Origin of the sequence: Pelagicoccus sp. SDUM812002 (genome assembly GCF_031127835.1) — a bacterium.
Classification (GTDB): domain Bacteria; phylum Verrucomicrobiota; class Verrucomicrobiia; order Opitutales; family Opitutaceae; genus Pelagicoccus.
Map to the genome: position 1 here is coordinate 124,756 of NZ_JARXHX010000010.1, position 17,799 is coordinate 142,554.

At 53.7% G+C, this 17,799-nt stretch carries 17 protein-coding genes and 1 tRNA gene; 3 read left to right on the forward strand and 15 right to left on the reverse strand.

Annotated elements, in window-relative coordinates; all coding sequences use genetic code 11:
* Positions 1-46: 46 nt before the first annotated feature.
* The 10 genes from lpxD to QEH53_RS15200 all read right to left on the reverse strand — a co-directional run bounded on the left by lpxD (position 47) and on the right by QEH53_RS15200 (position 8,728).
* The gene (gene lpxD / locus QEH53_RS15155; protein ID WP_309024059.1) at positions 47-1,087 is read right to left on the reverse strand and encodes a UDP-3-O-(3-hydroxymyristoyl)glucosamine N-acyltransferase; all 1,041 of its coding nucleotides are present in this window, start codon (positions 1,085-1,087) and stop codon (positions 47-49) included.
* 233 nt (positions 1,088-1,320) lie between these two features.
* Positions 1,321-1,923 carry an OmpH family outer membrane protein gene (locus tag QEH53_RS15160; protein ID WP_309024060.1) on the reverse strand — a complete coding sequence of 201 codons (603 nt, stop codon included), beginning with the start codon at positions 1,921-1,923 and terminating at the stop codon, positions 1,321-1,323.
* Positions 1,924-1,961: 38 nt separating this feature from the next.
* The gene (gene bamA, locus QEH53_RS15165; RefSeq protein ID WP_309024061.1) at positions 1,962-4,451 is read right to left on the reverse strand and encodes an outer membrane protein assembly factor BamA; all 2,490 of its coding nucleotides are present in this window, start codon (positions 4,449-4,451) and stop codon (positions 1,962-1,964) included.
* The gene (dnaB, locus tag QEH53_RS15170) at positions 4,432-5,841 is read right to left on the reverse strand and encodes a replicative DNA helicase (RefSeq protein ID WP_309024062.1); all 1,410 of its coding nucleotides are present in this window, start codon (positions 5,839-5,841) and stop codon (positions 4,432-4,434) included. Before dnaB ends, bamA begins: the two co-directional genes overlap by 20 nt.
* Before the next feature lie 24 nt (positions 5,842-5,865).
* Positions 5,866-6,384: a 50S ribosomal protein L9 gene (gene rplI / locus QEH53_RS15175; RefSeq protein WP_309024063.1), complete on the reverse strand. Its 519-nt coding sequence runs from the start codon at positions 6,382-6,384 to the stop codon at positions 5,866-5,868.
* 60 nt (positions 6,385-6,444) lie between these two features.
* Positions 6,445-6,900: a single-stranded DNA-binding protein gene (locus QEH53_RS15180; RefSeq protein WP_309024064.1), complete on the reverse strand. Its 456-nt coding sequence runs from the start codon at positions 6,898-6,900 to the stop codon at positions 6,445-6,447.
* 36 nt (positions 6,901-6,936) lie between these two features.
* Positions 6,937-7,233 carry a 30S ribosomal protein S6 gene (locus QEH53_RS15185; RefSeq protein WP_309024065.1) on the reverse strand — a complete coding sequence of 99 codons (297 nt, stop codon included), beginning with the start codon at positions 7,231-7,233 and terminating at the stop codon, positions 6,937-6,939.
* Entirely contained in the window at positions 7,214-7,819 is a 606-nt protein-coding gene (gene pth, locus QEH53_RS15190) for an aminoacyl-tRNA hydrolase (RefSeq protein WP_309024066.1), read from the reverse strand. The genes QEH53_RS15185 and pth overlap by 20 nt, the downstream gene beginning before the upstream one ends.
* Before the next feature lie 78 nt (positions 7,820-7,897).
* Positions 7,898-8,452 carry a 50S ribosomal protein L25 gene (locus tag QEH53_RS15195; protein ID WP_309024067.1) on the reverse strand — a complete coding sequence of 185 codons (555 nt, stop codon included), beginning with the start codon at positions 8,450-8,452 and terminating at the stop codon, positions 7,898-7,900.
* 201 nt (positions 8,453-8,653) lie between these two features.
* A tRNA-Asn gene (locus tag QEH53_RS15200) sits at positions 8,654-8,728 on the reverse strand.
* A gap of 110 nt (positions 8,729-8,838) precedes the next feature.
* On the opposite strand from QEH53_RS15200, the gene QEH53_RS15205 reads away from it, so the two are divergent.
* Together QEH53_RS15205 and QEH53_RS15210 are read left to right on the forward strand one after the other, a co-directional pair.
* A complete protein-coding gene (locus tag QEH53_RS15205; protein ID WP_309024068.1) occupies positions 8,839-10,389 on the forward strand; it encodes a M48 family metalloprotease in 1,551 nt (516 codons plus the stop codon).
* Positions 10,390-10,613: 224 nt separating this feature from the next.
* The gene (locus tag QEH53_RS15210; protein ID WP_309024069.1) at positions 10,614-11,156 is read left to right on the forward strand and encodes a hypothetical protein; all 543 of its coding nucleotides are present in this window, start codon (positions 10,614-10,616) and stop codon (positions 11,154-11,156) included.
* On the opposite strand, the gene hemN is transcribed toward QEH53_RS15210, so the two are convergent.
* Together hemN and QEH53_RS15220 are read right to left on the reverse strand one after the other, a co-directional pair.
* The gene (gene hemN, locus QEH53_RS15215) at positions 11,153-12,628 is read right to left on the reverse strand and encodes an oxygen-independent coproporphyrinogen III oxidase (protein WP_309024070.1); all 1,476 of its coding nucleotides are present in this window, start codon (positions 12,626-12,628) and stop codon (positions 11,153-11,155) included. The two genes, QEH53_RS15210 and hemN, sit on opposite strands and share 4 nt — an antisense overlap.
* Positions 12,588-12,971: an HPF/RaiA family ribosome-associated protein gene (locus QEH53_RS15220; protein ID WP_309024071.1), complete on the reverse strand. Its 384-nt coding sequence runs from the start codon at positions 12,969-12,971 to the stop codon at positions 12,588-12,590. Before QEH53_RS15220 ends, hemN begins: the two co-directional genes overlap by 41 nt.
* 123 nt (positions 12,972-13,094) lie before the next feature.
* Between QEH53_RS15220 and QEH53_RS15225 the strand changes: the two genes are divergently transcribed.
* Complete coding sequence (locus QEH53_RS15225) at positions 13,095-14,027, forward strand: helix-turn-helix domain-containing protein (RefSeq protein WP_309024072.1); 933 nt, start codon at positions 13,095-13,097, stop codon at positions 14,025-14,027.
* 14 nt (positions 14,028-14,041) lie between these two features.
* Here the strand turns inward: QEH53_RS15225 and QEH53_RS15230 are convergent, their stop codons facing one another.
* The 3 genes from QEH53_RS15230 to QEH53_RS15240 all read right to left on the reverse strand — a co-directional run bounded on the left by QEH53_RS15230 (position 14,042) and on the right by QEH53_RS15240 (position 17,782).
* Positions 14,042-14,662: a carbonic anhydrase gene (locus QEH53_RS15230; RefSeq protein WP_309024073.1), complete on the reverse strand. Its 621-nt coding sequence runs from the start codon at positions 14,660-14,662 to the stop codon at positions 14,042-14,044.
* Between the two features lie 85 nt (positions 14,663-14,747).
* Positions 14,748-15,131 (reverse strand): VOC family protein, encoded by a 384-nt coding sequence (locus QEH53_RS15235; protein ID WP_309024074.1) that lies wholly within the window; start codon positions 15,129-15,131, stop codon positions 14,748-14,750.
* Between the two features lie 140 nt (positions 15,132-15,271).
* Entirely contained in the window at positions 15,272-17,782 is a 2,511-nt protein-coding gene (locus QEH53_RS15240; RefSeq protein ID WP_309024075.1) for a DEAD/DEAH box helicase, read from the reverse strand.
* Positions 17,783-17,799 lie beyond the last annotated feature (17 nt).

The window sequence follows — 17,799 nt, forward strand, 5'->3', positions numbered from 1 at the left end:
CAAAAGGCCTATCAAACGCCAAGAGATTGCACAGGCCTAAATCTAATTAATCGTGAAGCAAGTGCTTCTCCAATTGGGTAAGACGCTTGAAGAGCTCCGGCAATCGACGAGTAACAACCGTGATCCGCTGATAGGATACCAATGGTATAGCAGGCGCGCCGCCATACTTAGCTCCGCCTTCAAGGTCCGAATAGGCCACGCATTGCCCCGCAAGCTGCGCTCCCGATCCGATTTCGACATGCCCCGAGGCTCCGGCTCGTCCGCCCATCACGACATAGTCCCCTAAGATAGTGCTACCGGCGATTCCCACTTGAGCACAAAGAATGCAGTGCTTTCCGACTACCACGTTGTGGCCAATCTGCACCAGATTGTCGATCTTGCTGCCCTCTCCGATACGAGTCGGTCCGAAGCGTCCGCGATCGACCGTCGTATTCGCCCCGATTTCCACGTCGTCTCCAACCCGCACCGACCCTACTTGAGGGACCTTACGATGGCGCCCGCCTTCGAACTCGTAGCCAAATCCATCCGAACCTATAACCGTTCCAGCATGAATACGTACCCGGTTTCCCAATACGGTATCACGCTCCAAGGAAACGTTGGCGGCCAATTGACAATCCGTCCCGACTTCACACGCTGGACCGATGTAACAACCTGATCCGATTACGCATCCCGGCCCCACCCGAGCGCCCTCGGCGATCGTCACAAAGGCATTGATACTAGCGCTCGGGTGGATCTCGGCAGCTGGATCGATATTGGCCAACCTATGAATCCCAGGCTTGGGCTTGTCCCACATTTTCTGAGAAATAAGCTCACAGAGCTTCGCGATCTCAATGGATGGGTTTTCAACCCTCAAGAATAGCTGGCCCGGCTTTGGCTTGATCTCCAAGTCCTTGCCTAAGACCACCAACGATGCCTCGGTCTTCTTAAGGTCCTCCAAGTACTTAGCAGACGTGATGAAAGTCGCATCCCCCCTCTGTGCGTCGCTTAAAGAAGCCACTCCAGTAATGCTACGAACCCCCAACTCTCCTTCGAAAGTCGAATAGTTGATGCGATCTAAGACAGCATTAAGAGAGAGGACGATATCCATAACGTGATCTGCAAAATTTTGAGGAGTCGTGAAAATGGAAGCGAAACCGCGGGAAATCAACCCTCGAGCGTCTCGCTGTTCTTTGGCATCTGACGAAGCGTATAAACCTCACGTAGGTGGAGGCGGACCAAGGCCCAAAACTGTGAGGTAAGGAATTAACGAAGTTCAAGAAACGAAAAAGCCCCACCGGTAACCGGCAGGGCTTTAAAAAAAGAAATTATTCGAATGACCGACTACTCAGCCGCTGGAGCTTCCTCTTCTTGGCCTTCGGTAGCGTTGATCCGCTCGATAACCAATGGAGTGATGTCGTAAGAGCCATCTGTATAGAGAACCGGAGCACGGCCATCACCAGCGCGGGCTGTGATGTCGATCACGAGAGTCGCACTACGCTCTTTGGCGATTTCTGTGATGACCTCCGCGATCTCTTGGTAATAGGCATTGAGCTGCTGCTGGCGGATTGCGGCGAACTGTTGACGCGTGTTTCCAACAAACTGGCGGAGCTCCTGCTCCTTCTGCTGGATTTCCTGCATCTTCTTTTGAGCATCCTGAGTCGCCTCTTGCTTGGCTTCCTCCATAAGGATGTCGCTGTTGGCCTGTTCGCGGAGTTCTTGGAACTGTTCAACGAGCGCAGTACCTTGCGCTTCGATTTCAGAGGCCTTGGCACGAGCTTCTTCTTCGCTCTTTTCCATTTCGGCCATAAAGGTTTGGACCTTGTAGTAGCTACCGAGAGCGTCGTCTACCATAACGGTAACGATAACATCTTCGGCCGCGCGAAGGCTAGTTGCTGCCATCGCAATGGCACTGAGGATAACGAGAAGGGATTTAAAACGATTCATGTAAGAATAGGAGTTATTGTGTTGGGGGCGAAGAGAGATTAGAATCTTCCGCCAAAAGTAAAGTTGAATTGTCCACCATTGTCGTTGCCGCCGACGTCCGAGTCACCGGTGGTCGTCATGGGGATCGCATAATCGAGGCGTAGCGGCGTTCCCATCATGGACATGCGGATGCCGAAACCATAGTTGTCGTTCCAGCCGGATCTACGGCGGCCGGGTAGATATTCTAGGCCGAAAATTTCGTAAGAGAGTTCGTCAGCATCGATATTGAAATCTCCTGCCTCTTTGTTGACGAAACCTCCATCATAGAAGGCTGCGATGCGGAAGTCCTCCGTGATACCAAAGGAGTACTCAGCTCCAAACATACCGTAGGTTTTTCCGCCAATCTCGTAAGGACGGTTGAATGGGCTACCACCTTCTGACGGGCTAACGTCACGATACTCGAACCCGCGCAAGGTGTTCGGCCCACCAAGGAAGAATCGTTCGTTCCACGGCACATCTTCTGTTGAATCTCCAAATTCGTCCACAACTCCAGCTCGGACGAGAAATTCCAAGGTCTGTGTCAGCTTCTCACTTAGTGGAATATAAAAAGCGTTGCGGGTCTCGATCTTATAAAAGTCGAACTTTCCACCCAGCATTTCTCCCGCGTAGTGCAGGTCGAGCTCCAGACGCATTCCTCGGTGGGAGTTGATTATCCTGTCGCGGGTATCCCGCAAAAGAAGCAAATTAACGCGGGAAATATCACCGTTACTTGCTTCCAACAGCTTATTCTGACCTTCGAGAGCCGCCTTCTTTTCCTCGTAGTCGGGATCGCTGGGATCAAGCAATTCGGAGCCTGGATAGCTGTACTCCGTCGAAGTGTAGCTGTACGTGAGTTTGCCTTCTATCAATTCAATCAGACGCTTACGCAAAGAGACGTCGAAGCCTTGGATCTCCGTGTCGTAGCTCAAACCATCGTAATCGGTAGACTGGTTGAATACTGACAATCCAAAGGCTAAGCGTTGCTCGAACAACCATGGCTCTTCAAATGCAATCACGGTCGAAGAAGAACGGCCTCCAAGCTGAGCCTTGAGTCGGAACTTCTGTCCATCGCCTTGGAAAGCTCCGCGCCAATTAAAGATGTCGAAATTAGACTGCGTCAGCTCAATGAAGAAAACGCCCTTCTCAAGGGAGCTGAAACCAGCGCCAAACGAGAAGTTTCCAGTGCGACCTTCGCGGAAAGTGACACGCAAGTCCTTGCGCCCGGGGACGTTGGTCGATTGCGGTGTTACGTTTGTTTCCTCGAAGTAGCGCGTATTGTCCAAACGCATACGACTGGCGTCCATGCGAACGCTATCGAACGTGCTACCTGGAGTCAAAGCGAGCTCGCGCAAAACGACCACGCTCTTGGTTTTAGTGTTACCTTCGATGTCGATCGACTCGACTTGGAATTTATCACTTTCGTATACAACGTACTGTATATCGATGTCTCCCGTTTCGACATTTGGAACGCGCTGCATTCGAACCCGCGTTTCCATAAAGCCAAACTGGCCGTAGAAATCTTCCAGTCTAGCCACGTCCTCATCAATTTTTTCAGGACGATAAACGGTGCCTGGAAGCACCCTTAGCATAAGGCGAAGGACAGAGTCTTCGTAAGTGTCGTTCCCTACGAACTCCACATTTCCGACCTTGTACTGTTTGCCCTCTCCCACGTTGATATCAATGCGCATCCGAGATTCGGACGGGTAAGAAAATTGGACTTGGGCTGGGTCGATATCGATGTCGAGGTATCCCTCTTCCCGATACACATCCTTCAAGCTCTCCAAGTCATCGTCGAACTTGTCGCGATCGAATCGACCGCTTCCCGTCAGTACAGAAAGGAAACCCCATTTTTTGGTTTCCATGCTTTTCTTGAGCTTCCGCTTTTTGACGTTCTCGTTACCTACAAAATTAATCGAGCCAATCTTGAACTTCCGCCCTTCGCGAATCTGGAAGGTGACCGTTGCAAATCCAGTCACCGGGCTGCGATCTATCTGATAATCGACGCGAGCCTGCGAGAACCCCTTCTTCAGGTACATTTCCTGCAAATCCTCAGCCGCACCCTTAACACGCGGCTCGTTCAGGACTTGGTTGACGACGATGCTCATGTCCCGCTTCAGCTTGCTGTTGCTGAGCTTGTCGTTGCCCTCGAAGATGATTGCCGATATGCGGAACTTGGGGCGGATGTCGAAGATTACATCGATCGCATTGTCGCCCGCTGGAGCGATGCGAGCTTCGATGTACTCAAAAAGATTGGAGCGATAGAGCGATCGGATATCTCTGTCTACGGCGACAGGGTCATACTTCTCCCCTTCTCTGATCGACATATTCGCCCGAGCCACCTCTTCGTTCACATTCGAGAGACCCGTGAAATTAATGATGAGCTTATTGATCGTGGGAGGCTCAGCTTCATTTGCTTCTTGGGCAGAAGCAGAAACGAAACTAAGTACTACGAGAACAAGGGCTAGGGATAAGCGGGCCAGGTGGGACTGGCTATTCGGTGTAATCTTCAAAACGGGTTATTTCTCTGATGAAGTTGAGCTTAATTTCGCCGACAGCGCCAGCACGTTGCTTGGCAACAATTAGGTCAGCCTTGTCGGCTGCAACGGAAAAATCATCACCGGCGTCTTTCGGTCGAGCCAAAAGCAAAACAACGTCCGCATCTTGCTCGATAGAGCCCGATTCGCGAAGGTCTGAAAGCTTGGGCTGACGTTTTTCCTTTTCCGAGTCACGATTAAGCTGACTAAGAACAATCACAGGAACCTTAAGTTCCTTGGCGAGACCTTTAATTCCGCGCGAGATCTCGGAAATCTGCTGTTCGCGAGGCGTGCGAGGATCGGTGCCGGATATGAGCTGCAAGTAGTCGATCACAATCAGGCCCATGTTCTTATTCCGGGCAAAAACGCGCCGCGACTTCGCGCGAAGCTGGTTAATGGTAACTTGAGCGCCATCGTCGATCCAGATCGGAGCATCCTTAAGCTCGATCGCGGCTGCGGCGATCTTCTCCTGCTCCTCTTGATTGACGATACCGTCTCGCAATCGCGACACGCTGATCTTGGCGCGACCGGTAAGTAATCGCATGGCGAGCTGCTCCGCTCCCATTTCCAAGCTGAAAACGAGTGTCCCCGCCTGCGAGGGCTTCCCGTTATAGGACATGGAAACACGCTCAGCGATGTTTAGTGCCAGAGAGGTCTTACCCATCGATGGTCGAGCCGCGAGTACGATCATTTCAGTCGGCTTTAATCCGCTGAGCATCTTATCGATGCCGACGAAACCGCTTGAAAGTCCGGTCAGCTCACCCTTGTTCTCGATCATCCGCTTGACGAGGTTGACCGCCTCGACGACTGCCTCCTTGACGGGAAGCGTGGTATCCGCGACCTGGGCGTCGGAGATCGAGTAAATCTCCTTTTCGATCTCGTCGACCAACATCTCGATGTCGTTGTGCTCCGCGGAGAAGCAACGTTCGATGCTGGCTGATGCGGTTTTGATCAGACGGCGTCGCGTATAGTGTTCACGGACCTTATCGAGAAAGTAGTTCGCATGTGCGGTCGTCTCGATGTGAGAAGTGAGATCGGCCACGTACATTAGGCCGCCCACATCTTCGAGCTTTCCGCGGCTGCGGAGCTCCTCGGCCAAGACCTGAGCGTCGAGCATCGACTTGTTCTCGAACAAATCGACGCAAGTCTCGAAAACGATCTGATGAGCCGGATGGTAGAAAGCCTCCGCGGGCAGCTTCTGAGCCAAGCATCGAGAGATGATCTCGGCTGGGTCCAGTAAACAGGCGGCGAGGAGGCCTTTTTCCGCTTCTATGCTGTGGGGCGGAGTGAGCCCGGCCAGCGAAAACGCGGACGGACCCTTCTTTTTGTCGGAGAATCTATCCTCCGAAAACGGCTTGTTCGACATGCGGGATCGTCAAGCCGTAGATAATTATTCTGCGTCGGAAGCCGCTTTCGCTTCGCCTTCGGCATCTTCAGCTTCTGGCTCGACGATCGGGTTCTCGGAGACGACGTCGATCTTCATTTCGACTTCGACTTCTGGATGTACCTTCACGATGAAAGTGTGCTGACCAAGCTCCTTGATAGGCTGCTCGAGGTGGATCTTCTTGCGGTCAATTTCGTATCCAGCTTCCACGAGTTTTTCGTGGATATGGATAGAAGTGACAGCGCCGAACATGCGGCCTGCTTCACCCGTCTTGACCGCGATGCCGATCTGAGTCTCGCCGAGCTTAGCAGCTTGCGCTTGCGCGTCTTCGATCTCCTTCGCCTCGCGCTTGGCGCGACGGTCCTTGAGAGCTTCGATCTGCTTGCGGTTGGAACGGTTTACGGGGATCGCCTTCTTTGTAGGAAGGAGGAAGTTGCGAGCGAAGCCCGCTTTAACTGTTACTTGATCGCCTTCGCCGCCGAGACCTTGAACAGCCTCGATGAGTAGTACTTCGCTAGTTGCCATGATGTGCGAGTGGTTAAGTGTATTTTAAAATTCGGATTGTTTTGAGGAGGGCGCCGCTAATCAAAAAGGGACGTCTTCTTCGATGTCGCCGCTAGACGCGGGAGCTTGAGAGGAGGGAGCTGAAGAGCCGCTATCGCGCTGAGCCGGAGCATAGTTGCTAGAGCTTTGGCCACTGCCGCCGTTATCACCGCGGCTGCCCATAAGTTGCATGTTTTCAACGATGACCTTCAGCTTGCTTCGCTTTTCGCCTTCCTTCGACTCCCATGAGTCAAACTTCAGGCGGCCTTCAACGAAGAGCGGGTTACCCTTGCTAACGTACTTAGAAATAATCTCCGCCTGCTTGCCCCATGCCTCAAGATCAACGAAAGTCGTTTCTTCCTGCGTCTCATCGCCGGAGCGATAGACTCGGTTAACCGCCATACCAAACTGACACACGGAGGTGCCTTTCGGAGTCACGCGAAGTTCAGGGTCGCGAGTGAGGTTTCCGAGGAGAATTACTTTGTTGAAATTGGCCATAGACTGAGCGGGACAGGTTATTCAGAAAAGCGCGATTTACACCTTCTGGATCATCTTGTGAGAAACGAGCTTGTTCAAGCGAAGCTTCTCGAGGATCGCAGCTGGTACTTCAGCAGTACCGGAGAATTCGTAGCGAACGTAAATGCCCGCTGTGTACTTGACGTCTGGAGTACGAACGAAGTCCTGGCGGCCGAGATTCTCGACTTCGGAAACTTCGGCGCCGGCGGATGCGAGATCCGCCTTGAGGCCTTCGATGAGGTCATCGATAGACTCTTCGCGACCACGGGTGTCGAGAATGAAGGTTGCTTTGTAGTTAGATGCTGTTGCTGTCATCGGGTTTTCGTTTTCGATTGATTTGGTTCATCGCCAATTCCGGGCCGAGGGAAAGCAAGAGCTCGATGCTCTCGACGTATCGATCCATGGTAGCGGAGACGACGGACTCGTCGTCACTTGAAAATTTGCCTAGAACGTAATCTGCCAACGGCATCTCCTTTAGCGGCTTGCCGCCGATTCCCACGCGGATGCGAGCAAATCGAGGGGCTATGCGGCTGATAATGTCGGACAAGCCGTTATGGCCACCCGCACTGCCTGTCATGCTGAGCTTCACTTCGCCCACTTCGAGGTTGATCTCGTCGTAAACGACCACCACTTCTTCCGGCGGTATCTTATAGTAGCTGCAAAGCTTCTGCACGCAGATGCCACTCTCGTTCATGTAGGTCGTAGGCTTCACGAGGACCAGCTTTCCTAGCTTTGAACCGCTAAGAAGAGCGATCTCTCCTTTTTGCTTACGCTCAACCTTCCAGGCCTCCGCTCCCTGCTTCGCAGCAAAAGCTTCGACCACACGGAATCCGACATTGTGGCGAGTATTGGCATATTCGCTTCCGGGATTGCCGAGGCCGACTATCATCCGGTAGCTCATGAGCCGTTCTAGAATTTGGAAAAGAACAAAAAGGTGAGCCTGCCAATCGGTTGGCGCACCTGGAAAAGTTTAGGCCGCTTATTTAACGACTGCGAAGACCGGCTGCTCGGGAGCGTCGAGATACTGCACGCCTTCGATGACAGGTAATTGGCTGACGTGGAGGCTATCGCCCACCTTGAGAGGACGGACGTCCGCATCGATAGAGGACGGGATGTCCTTCGGCAAACAACGTACGCTGACGGTTTGCGAAACCGTTTCGACGGTCGCGTTTTCGTTCTTAACTCCCCAAGCCTCGCCCTTGGCGTGAACGGGGATCTCGAGGACGACGAGCTCGTCGACGCCGATTTCCTGGAAGTCGACGTGCGTGTAAGTGTCCTTGATGGGGTGACGCTGTACTTCCTTGATAATAGAAGTAACTGCGTCGCCCTCGCCAGCCTTGAGCTGAACGACAGGAGTGTTGTTACCGATCGAGCGGAGAAGCTGACGAAGCTCGCTAGAGTCGATCGACAAATTTTCAGGCTTCTTGCTCTTGCCGTATACAACAGCTGGCACGCGGCCTTCGGCACGGAGACGGCCGGATGATGCAGATCCCGCTTGTTCGCGGGTGGAAGCGTTGATTGTGAGCGTATTCATGGTACGAAAATCGTTAGATGCGGAGCAAGACTCCGAGAGAAAGGAGGCGAACCGTAAGTCGCTTCATTCGGAAATCAATCAAAACTTTCGCCAAAACACAGAAAAACTTGGCAAAAGCAAAAGCAGCCACAGTTGAGCCTCTTTTTTTGGGAAGGCTGCCTGAGCACAAAAAAACCGCCAGTCTGGCGGACGGAGATAAAATGGCTGCCCCGGCTGGATTCGAACCAGCGACCAAGTGATTAACAGTCACCTGCTCTACCACTGAGCTACAGGGCAATGAAGGATTCGGAAAAAGTCGTTTCGAGCGCTCCTTGTCAACTCTTTGATTCAAGAATTCCAAAAAAAGTACAATCCCCTCTCGAGGCGTTTGACCGAGGCCTAAATCCATGGTCATTGTGATAAACGAACTTTTCCCGTTCAGACTAATCCAAGCCGATATGCGCCACCGACTCTTTACTTTTACCTGCCTAGTATCCACGATTGCCCTACTTCTCGGAGGCTGCGCCACCGAGCCTAGCCTCTACACGGGAGAGACTGGCTACTACGCCTACACTTGGGAACAAGAGCTCAAGCTGGGACGCGAGTCAGATGCAGGAATCGTCCAGCAAATGGGCCTATACCAAGACGATGCGCTTGCAGCCTACATTCGCGATATCGGGAAAGATCTTCTCCAATACAGCGCCATCAAGGCGGTAGGAGCCCCAGAGATCTATCAAAATACAGAATTCACCTTCCGCCTCCTCGACTCCGATGTCGTGAACGCATTTGCGCTTCCTGGCGGCTACATCTACGTCACTAGAGGACTTCTCGCGCACCTGAAAAACGAAGCCCAGCTCGCGGTGGTGATCGGTCACGAAATAACTCACGTCGAGGCGCGCCACGCCTCCAAGCAAGCACTCAAAAGACAACTCGGCCAAATTGGCCTTGTCGCTGGAGCCGTCATCGGCGAGCAAGTAGCCGAGAACAAGGAATTCGCTAGAGACATGGTCAATCTCGGTGGCGAACTCTTCCAACTCGCCACGCTCAAATACGGACGTGACGCTGAGCGCGAGTCGGACTTGCATGGCGTAGAATACGCGGCCAAAGCAGGTTATGCCGCCGCTGAAGGTTCGGAATTCTTCCGCTCGCTGGACCGCATCTCCGAAAAGTCCGGCCAAAGCATACCATCATGGATGTCCTCCCATCCCGATCCCGGAGAGCGCGAAAAGACCATCCAAGAGCTGGCGAAACAATGGAGTCCCAGCATAGGAGCTCAAGCGCCCGTCGTCGGCCAGCAACGCTTCCTTGAAATGATCGACGGACTCGTCGTCGGGCAGAATCCAAGAAACGGATACAGCGACGGACAACGCTTCTACCATCCCGACCTCCGTTTCCAATTCGATAAACCAGCCGGCTGGAGCCTACAAAACGAAAGCGGAGCCGTCTACCTGACGGATGCCAACCGGTCAGTGATGCTCGCATTTACCATTGCCAAAGAAAGCAGCCCGCTCGAGGCAGCCCAAGCATTCATATCAAAACTATCCATCGAGCCCACCTACGCTCAAGACTCTCGCGTCAACGGGATGCCCGCGTACGTCGTTGAGGGCACCGTGAGCAACCAAACCGGCACTTTGATGCTGAACTCGACGTTCATACAGATGGGCGACAAAGTATTCACTTTCTTGGGATACGGCACCAGCGCTTCCTTTCCCGCTCAAGCTCAGACGATTCGAGGAGTAGCTGGTTCATTCGACAATCTCACGAATCCAGACATCCTAAACATCCAGCCGCACCGCATCGCAATCGAGAGCGCCGCGCGAACAGCGCCCTTCAAAGACCTGCTGCCTGAGCGACTCCCTCCCGGCACCGATACCCACGACTGGGCGATCATGAACCAAGTCGAGCTCGATCAAACCATCGAACGTGGGCAACTCGTAAAATTGCCGGCTCGAAATTGAGCTAGAAATGGGGGGCTGTCGACGTCGCCCCTAGCAGCACCCACAAAGAAGGAACATAAGCAACGATTTCGGCGTAGTACGTAATACCTTTCGACCCGAGAGCTATGAGAGAAAGCCTCAGATCGCCGGAAGCTCGGCGGTACGGCTGGACGATGGACGAGAAGCCGTTAACTTAGGAGGGTAGGATTCCTCGTGAAATTAATGAACCACTCTTCCCAGAAACCATGAAAAACTTCGCCACATTTCTATTGATCGCCTGCTCTATCCCTCTTTCATGCCAAGCCCTTTCAATTACGCCTGTAAATTACCCGAAGGAGGTTGACGTTTACGATATAGTCTGGGGGAGCGACCCGGGACGCCCACTTGCCTCTCTCCCTGATTACTACGTCCTAGACCCACGTGCAGCCGACAGCATCGAACAGATCGTTGATTCGATTACTTCGCTAGCAGGAGAAGAGTTCGCACCGTTCGACGATGTAGCCGTTTCATGGGCTACTCACTTCCGTTTCTATTTTGCAGACCAATACGATCGCCGGCTATCAGAATCGACCTTCTACGACGGCGGAAACTACGATTTCGAGCCACTCCCCCACACGGAATACGGAGCACGCGTATTCGCAAAGGACACTCATTACGCTAGCCGCGTGCCGGACAGCGGCGCCACAGCTTCCCTCTCGGGAATGGCTTTATTCGCAACCCTGCTGGCAAGCAGCAGGATTAGCAGGAAAAGGCGACCATTCGGAACCAAGCCTTCAGAGCTTGACTAGATAGCCTTCGAGAAACTTTGGGCGGCGTTGCCCATATAGGCATCGAATCGCGAGGCGACGTTGCGGATAAGCAGCCGTCCGAGCGGGGTGACGCTCAACCCGCTTTCGCTTAAACGTACAAGCCCATCGCTTTCCATGCCTCTCAAGCTTTCAAGCTCCGAGCCAAAGTAGCTCGAAAAGTCGATTCCGTTGACAATTCCTCGCTCCGCAAAATCCAATTCAAGATCACACATCAAACGCATTATGACTTCACGGCGAATCTGGTCGTCCCTCGTCAAAAGGTAACCTTTTTCTAGAGGAATACTCCCTTCATCAAGCATGCTGTAATACGTATCCAAATCCTTGTGGTTTTGGCGGAACGCGTTTTGCGACTGGCTAATAGCGGACATCCCGAAGGCGCAAATATCGACATTCGCATGCAGACTGTAGCCCTGGAAATTTCGCTGCAACGTCTTCGATTGCTGAGCCTTGACCATCGGGTCCTCCAGCTTAGCAAAGTGATCCATGCCGACATGGGCATAACCGCAGCCAGTCAACTTTTCTACAGTCTGGATGAGGATCTCGATTTTCGAATCCGCGCCGGGCAGCGGCGAGCGCTCGAGGATTTTCTGAGCTGGTTTGCTCCAAGGCACATGAGCATAGGAAAACACAGCCAGCCGATCCGCATCGTAGGAGAGCACCTCTTGCAAGGTTTCCTTGAAGCTTTCCTCAGTCTGGTGGGGCAAGCCGTAGATCAGGTCAACGTTGATCGAATTAATGCCCGCCTCCCGCAGCCAGCCAATAGTCTTAGCATTCGTAGCCGTTGGCTGGATACGGTGTATCGCCTCCTGCACTTTGCGATTTACGTCCTGCACTCCGATCGAAGCACGGTTAATTCCAAGTTCCATGAAAGCTGCGACCTGAGCCTCCGACAGTGTGCGCGGATCCAGCTCCACACTGATTTCAGCCTCCTCGTCAAACTCGAAAGATCCACGCAATATCGACGAAAGCCTCTTGATCTGCTTTGGGGAAAGGAAATTTGGCGAGCCTCCACCGAAGTGTAGCTGCACGACCTTGCGACCCTTGCGAATGAGCTCCGAGTAGCGACGCACCTCAACCTCCAAGTAGTCTAGATACTTATCCGCGAGGGAAGTATCGGTCGAGATGATCTTTGCGCAGCCGCAAAACCAGCAAAGACTACGGCAATAAGGCACGTGGACATAGAGAGACAAAGGTCCCCCCGCATCCTCGAGATCCGCCAACAAAGCCGACCGGCTGCTGCGATCCTCGATTGTCTTGAACTTCAAGGCCGTCGGATACGAGGTGTAGCGCGGAGCGGGCTGGTTATACTTTCGAATCAAATCGGCACTAAGACCGAGAGATTCGCGCGAAAAGCTGAGAGGCACATTTGGCATGACCGTCGTTTGTTCGAGGATTAGTGGAGAGATCTCGTTACGAGAGATCGTTGGTTCCGGTTTTTGGTAGATCGGCATCCAAGTCGATCGAACTCAGGTGCCGCCGCTCAGTAACGCGGCGACGACTCTTGTTGCGAATGATGCGATCCAACTTGTCTCCCAGATCAGAGATCGCCTTGTAGAGATCGTCACCCTGGGCGGTCACATCGAAGTGATTCCGGTGGCCATCCACATGCCCTTTGGCTATGAACTCGTCCTGGTGCGTCTTGGCATGGCGCTCGAGCTCCAGCTCCACTCGGATCCTTTTGATATCGGAATCATGTTCGCGAAGCTTCTCCGCCAGCTCCTTCACCTTACACTTAATGGGTTCCGTCAATTCAAGGTGACGTCCCACTATCTCAACTTCGTTATTAGAGTCCATGGGGGGACTATCTCAGATTTGGCCCAATCCCCCTACTCGGATTTGGCTATATACTTCTCATTTTCAGCTAAAAGAGAATTAATTACAATTGACTCTCTATTTTTTAGCTCAAAAGTTCCACCCATGGCTAAGAAAGGAACCAAACGAGTTTTAGCGGCCGTCGAGTACGCCACACCGGAGGAGAGCCGAAACCTCACCAAAAGCATCGGAGCCACTCGCCTATTCGCCAAATACGAGCGCTCCTTCACCGCCGCCTCTGGTCTTCCTCTCACCCTTCGCCCTATCGGCACCTTCCGGATGCCAGCTACCGGACATAAGAAGCAAAATCCATTCTGCGCCCTCGTCTCAACCTCCCGGAAGGGTTGCCTAGCTTGCTTGATGGCGCAATCGGAGCTAGAGAAGTCAGCGACCCACACAGCAACCAGCTTTCGTTGTTTCGCCGGACTGAGTGACACGCTCGTTCCCATCAAGATGGGAAACCGCATCATAGCCTACCTACAAACTGGGCAGGTCGCGCTCGAAGCTCTCGACAACTCCCACTACGACCGAGCCCACGGCGAGATGATCCTCAGAGGCATCGAGCTCGATTCCCGAGAGGCTCGCAAAGCCTATCGCAAGAGTGTCTGCATGGACCGAGAAGCATACCAAGGATTCGTGAAAATGCTCGAGATTTTCGCCGAAAGCTTGGGAGCCGCTGCCAACGCCCTACATATTGGCAAGGCAGACAAGTCTGGAAACCAAGCAGCGCTAAAGGCTGTGCGATACATCCGCCAGCACTGCGATCATCCCATACCTTTGGCTGAAATCGCAAAAGTTGCCGGAGCCAGCGTCCGCCACTTCAGCAAGATCTTCAAAGAAGAGACTGGCATCACCTTCGTCGACTACCTGACCCGCGAACGCGTGGAAAGGGCCAAGAAGCACATCAGCCAAACAAATGATCGGATTTCCGACATCGCTTTTGCCAGCGGATTTGACTCGATCGCCCAATTTAATAGGGCCTTCAAAAAAGTATCCGGCGAGTCTCCCAGCAGCTACCGTCTCAGCGCGAATGGCTGAGCCACCTCGGCCGACTACACCATGTAGTTCCAAGTCTTGCTGACAGCGTCGTACTGCTCCAGTCGGCCGATGCCTATCTCGTAATAGCAGGCGTGAATCGCGAGCCTGCCTTCGGCAACCGCGTCTTTGACACAAGGATACTCCAGCAAGTGCTCGGACTGTGAGATTACATTGGCTTTGGCTACTCCTTCGAGCGACTGCACTTCACAATCCTCCAAGGCAGGAATCGCGTACTCGACCCATGAGGAAAGCATCCGGTCCATAGGCACCTTACCCAACTGCAGCAAAGCCTTCATACCACCACAATCAGAGTGTCCGCAGATTACCACGTGGCTCACCTTTAGCTGGTCTACCGCGAAATGTAGTGCCGACCCCACTGACGCTTCGTCGGCTGCTAGTGGAGGTACGATATTTGCAACATTGCGAAGCAAGAAGAGATCTCCCAGCTCGGCACCGAGTATGCGTTCAGCCGGTACCCGCGAATCCGCGCAACCGATCCACATGACCTTCGGCGACTGACCGTCCGCAAGGTGAGCGTATAGCTCCCTGTTATTTGCGTAGTCGTTTTGGAGAAAACGCATATGCCCCTCTCTCAGGGAATCTGGCAAATCGTTTGAATCGTTATGGTCTGGCATCAAACGAGTGGGCTAGAACAACTTGCTTCCATAGAGAAGCAAATTCGCGCCGTAGCCCTGAGACTCACAAAAAAAATGCAGAGCCTCAAACAGGCATGTCGCCCATTAATCCAAGGGGGTTGCCCCAAGGGTCCTCGAAAAACGCTAGCCAAGATGACTTGCCCATGAAGTTCTCAACAATGCAGCTAGGACCGCTCTTGAATCGGATGCCGTTAGCCTTCAGTTGGTCAGCGACCTCGTGCACGTGCCCGTCTACCCGGAAGTAGATGGGGCAGCCGATCGGGCGATTAGCCGACTCTTGCACCATGATCGTAAGTTCTCCGCACTTGAGCATCATCGTCTGCCCAAATAGCGAATCGACCTCCACCCCAAGCTGATCCCCATAAAACACCCGCGCTTCATCGATGTTTCCGACTCGAAGCTCCAATTGGCCGATAGTCGTTAAGGTAGGTGCTATTGCTTGGGCCATAAGATGTGCTAGATTAGGTGAAGTGATCAGGCAGTGGGTAGTTCACCCCCTATATCGACATCAGTTCGCGAGTCCTGAACCCTAAACACGCGATATGGAGGGAATTGAGGAGATAGAAACGAGGGCCTTCCTCGCCAAGACTAGCTCCCTTGAGCCAAGGCTAGCAAACTCTGCAGCGATTGCACGCCACTCGCAAGCAGGTCCGGACCGGCTTTCGAGCCATTAACGATCGAGTCGAACAAATCTCTCTTCTCCCGCTGAAGCTGCTGGATTTTCTCCTCGATCGTACCTCGCGCAAACAGTCGGTAGACGAACACACTCTTGGTCTGGCCTATCCGGTGAACGCGGTCGATAGCTTGGCTCTCCACTGCAGGGTTCCACCATGGATCAAGCAAGAAAACGTAGTCAGCGGCGTGCAAGGTGATGCCGACACTCGCAGCCTTCAGGCTTACCAGCATGGCCGAAGTTTGATCCGTATTTTGAAACTCTCTCACCGGCTTCTCTCGATCGGCCGTCGAACCTGTCAGCTCAAAAATCGGCAGCTCAGGAAACGCATGCTCAATCATCTCCCTAGCCCGCACCAGAAACCGTACGAACTGACTGAAGATCACAACCTTATGGCCAGTACCCAGCACCTCAATCAGCTTTTCAAGCAATACCATCAACTTGCCGCTGTCCTCAATGTTCGCATCCATCCAAGGCAGCAACTGCGGATCGCAGCTCACCTGGCGCAGACGAGTGAGTAGACTCAAGGTCGCGAAACGGTTAGTCCGCATCGCACTGCCGAGATCATCGCCAAATCGTGCCAAACCTTCCTCGCAGATCCGCTGATACTCGCGGGCCTGTACCGGCGTCACGGGACACTCGAGGTCCACGATTGTCTTCTCGGGCAGCTCCAGAGCGACTTCACTCTTGGTCCGACGAAGCATAAATGGACGGATCTGCGCCCGTAACCTAGCTTTGAACGCTCCTGGATTTTCCGCATAGAGCCGGTCAAACTGATCTCGCGAGCCCAACATGCCTGGCATCAGGAACTGGAAGGCTGGCCAAATATCGAGCGGCTTGTTCTCGATCGGCGTTCCAGTGAGGGCGATGCGACGTTTCGCCCGCAAGCGACGACAGCTGCGGGAGACCTTCGAGTCCGGGTTTTTGATAAATTGAGCTTCGTCGACAATCGCGTAGGCGAACTCTTCCGCTACCAGTCGATCAATCCGGTTTCGCAGAAGAGCGAAGCTCACAACCACCACATCCAATTTCGCGGCTGCCTTCGCAGTTCTCCCTCCAAACTTCCCTATGTTGACATCGGGGGCAAACTTAGCGAACTCACTGATCCAGACCGGAACTACGCTCGCGGGACAGACGACAATAACTCGCTCGTCCGCCTTTCGCTGGGCCACCAAAAGGGCTATCACCTGAACCGTCTTTCCCAATCCCATTTCGTCGGCGAGCAGACAATGACAATCGTGCCGCAGCAAACGGGACATCCACTCCACTCCCTGACGCTGGTACGAACGCAGACAGTCGAGCAGCTCCATCTCCTCGTCGGGCTTCGGGTTGAGCAGGCCTTCCCGCCACCGGGATAAGTCGTCGGAAAGCTCGACCTCCTCCTCCCCTTCCCCAAACAAGGAAAAGAGCTGATAGAGCTGTCCCTCCCCACTGGCATCCGCCTCGACTTCCTTCCAAGCGCTCAGGGCCTGGCGAGACTCCTCCGTCAGCTTGATCACTCCCAATTCCGGCACCAGCATCGGCTCATCGTTACGGGCCAGCAACTCGTCCGCCAAGCCGCTATCGAGCAACTTGGCTCCCGAGTCGAAAACCCACTGTATATCCAAGCCCCCCGAACGGGCTCTGCTAGCCTGCGGCTTCAGCTTGATCTCTACCACGCCTTGCTGAATGTGCTTCACATTTTCCCGCTCTTCGGTGGAAAAGCGTGATTTCCAAGTCGGCCACACTGTCTGGATAAAATACACGACCTCGCGCAGGTTTTCCAATAGGTAGCCGCCGAACTCCGGCGAGTAGACGAAGTGGGACTTGCGCGCCCGAGCTGCCAACATAATGAGTCGCCCGCGCTCGTCGGAATTGTTGGCCCGCGGAGCACCATCCTCCTTGCTCAAGGCCGAGACTCGAGCCCCATCCTCGCTCAGCCAATACGCTTCGCAAATGAGCCCCTTGAAATGCGTATCCAGCACGAGATGGAGCACGCGAACCTCGCCAGTCTTGTTCATCGCGTTCTTCGAGAGGTCAAGGGGACGCTCCTCTTCCTCTTCTCCCTCGAGCTCCTCGCTGCCCGAGGCAAGGCTGCCCCGCTCCAATAAAGAAAGGTCCTCGTCCGCTAGCAGCTCTTCGATCTCCAGCAGACCCGCCACCGCAATCGCTCCTCCGAGCTCCTCGTCAGAGCTAGAAGAACGAACCGCTAGCTTGCCGCCCAACCACTCCACTACCGAGTAGCTTTCCGCCGCTCCAATCTTGGAGTTCACGATGACGTCCGAGTCATTTAGCGAGATTTCCCGAATACGTCCCTTCTTGTAGATCGAGCGACCGCGACGAAGCTCGGCATCGCTAAATGCGGCTTCCCAGTCCTCGCCGAGGCGAGAACTCCAAAGCACCAGCGAGTGCCGCGAGTAGAGGCGGTTAGCTCCTTTCCAGTTCATAAACCGTCCACCTTGAA

Coding starts and splice junctions, on each gene's coding strand:
- lpxD (WP_309024059.1), bottom strand. CDS start 1,087: ATGGATATCGTCCTCTCTCTTAATGCTGTCTTAGATCGCATCAACTAT.
- QEH53_RS15160 (WP_309024060.1), bottom strand. CDS start 1,923: ATGAATCGTTTTAAATCCCTTCTCGTTATCCTCAGTGCCATTGCGATG.
- dnaB (WP_309024062.1), bottom strand. CDS start 5,841: ATGTCGAACAAGCCGTTTTCGGAGGATAGATTCTCCGACAAAAAGAAG.
- rplI (WP_309024063.1), bottom strand. CDS start 6,384: ATGGCAACTAGCGAAGTACTACTCATCGAGGCTGTTCAAGGTCTCGGC.
- QEH53_RS15180 (WP_309024064.1), bottom strand. CDS start 6,900: ATGGCCAATTTCAACAAAGTAATTCTCCTCGGAAACCTCACTCGCGAC.
- QEH53_RS15185 (WP_309024065.1), bottom strand. CDS start 7,233: ATGACAGCAACAGCATCTAACTACAAAGCAACCTTCATTCTCGACACC.
- pth (WP_309024066.1), bottom strand. CDS start 7,819: ATGAGCTACCGGATGATAGTCGGCCTCGGCAATCCCGGAAGCGAATAT.
- QEH53_RS15195 (WP_309024067.1), bottom strand. CDS start 8,452: ATGAATACGCTCACAATCAACGCTTCCACCCGCGAACAAGCGGGATCT.
- QEH53_RS15205 (WP_309024068.1), top strand. CDS start 8,839: ATGGTCATTGTGATAAACGAACTTTTCCCGTTCAGACTAATCCAAGCC.
- QEH53_RS15210 (WP_309024069.1), top strand. CDS start 10,614: ATGAAAAACTTCGCCACATTTCTATTGATCGCCTGCTCTATCCCTCTT.
- hemN (WP_309024070.1), bottom strand. CDS start 12,628: ATGCCGATCTACCAAAAACCGGAACCAACGATCTCTCGTAACGAGATC.
- QEH53_RS15220 (WP_309024071.1), bottom strand. CDS start 12,971: ATGGACTCTAATAACGAAGTTGAGATAGTGGGACGTCACCTTGAATTG.
- QEH53_RS15225 (WP_309024072.1), top strand. CDS start 13,095: ATGGCTAAGAAAGGAACCAAACGAGTTTTAGCGGCCGTCGAGTACGCC.
- QEH53_RS15230 (WP_309024073.1), bottom strand. CDS start 14,662: ATGCCAGACCATAACGATTCAAACGATTTGCCAGATTCCCTGAGAGAG.
- QEH53_RS15235 (WP_309024074.1), bottom strand. CDS start 15,131: ATGGCCCAAGCAATAGCACCTACCTTAACGACTATCGGCCAATTGGAG.
- QEH53_RS15240 (WP_309024075.1), bottom strand. CDS start 17,782: ATGAACTGGAAAGGAGCTAACCGCCTCTACTCGCGGCACTCGCTGGTG.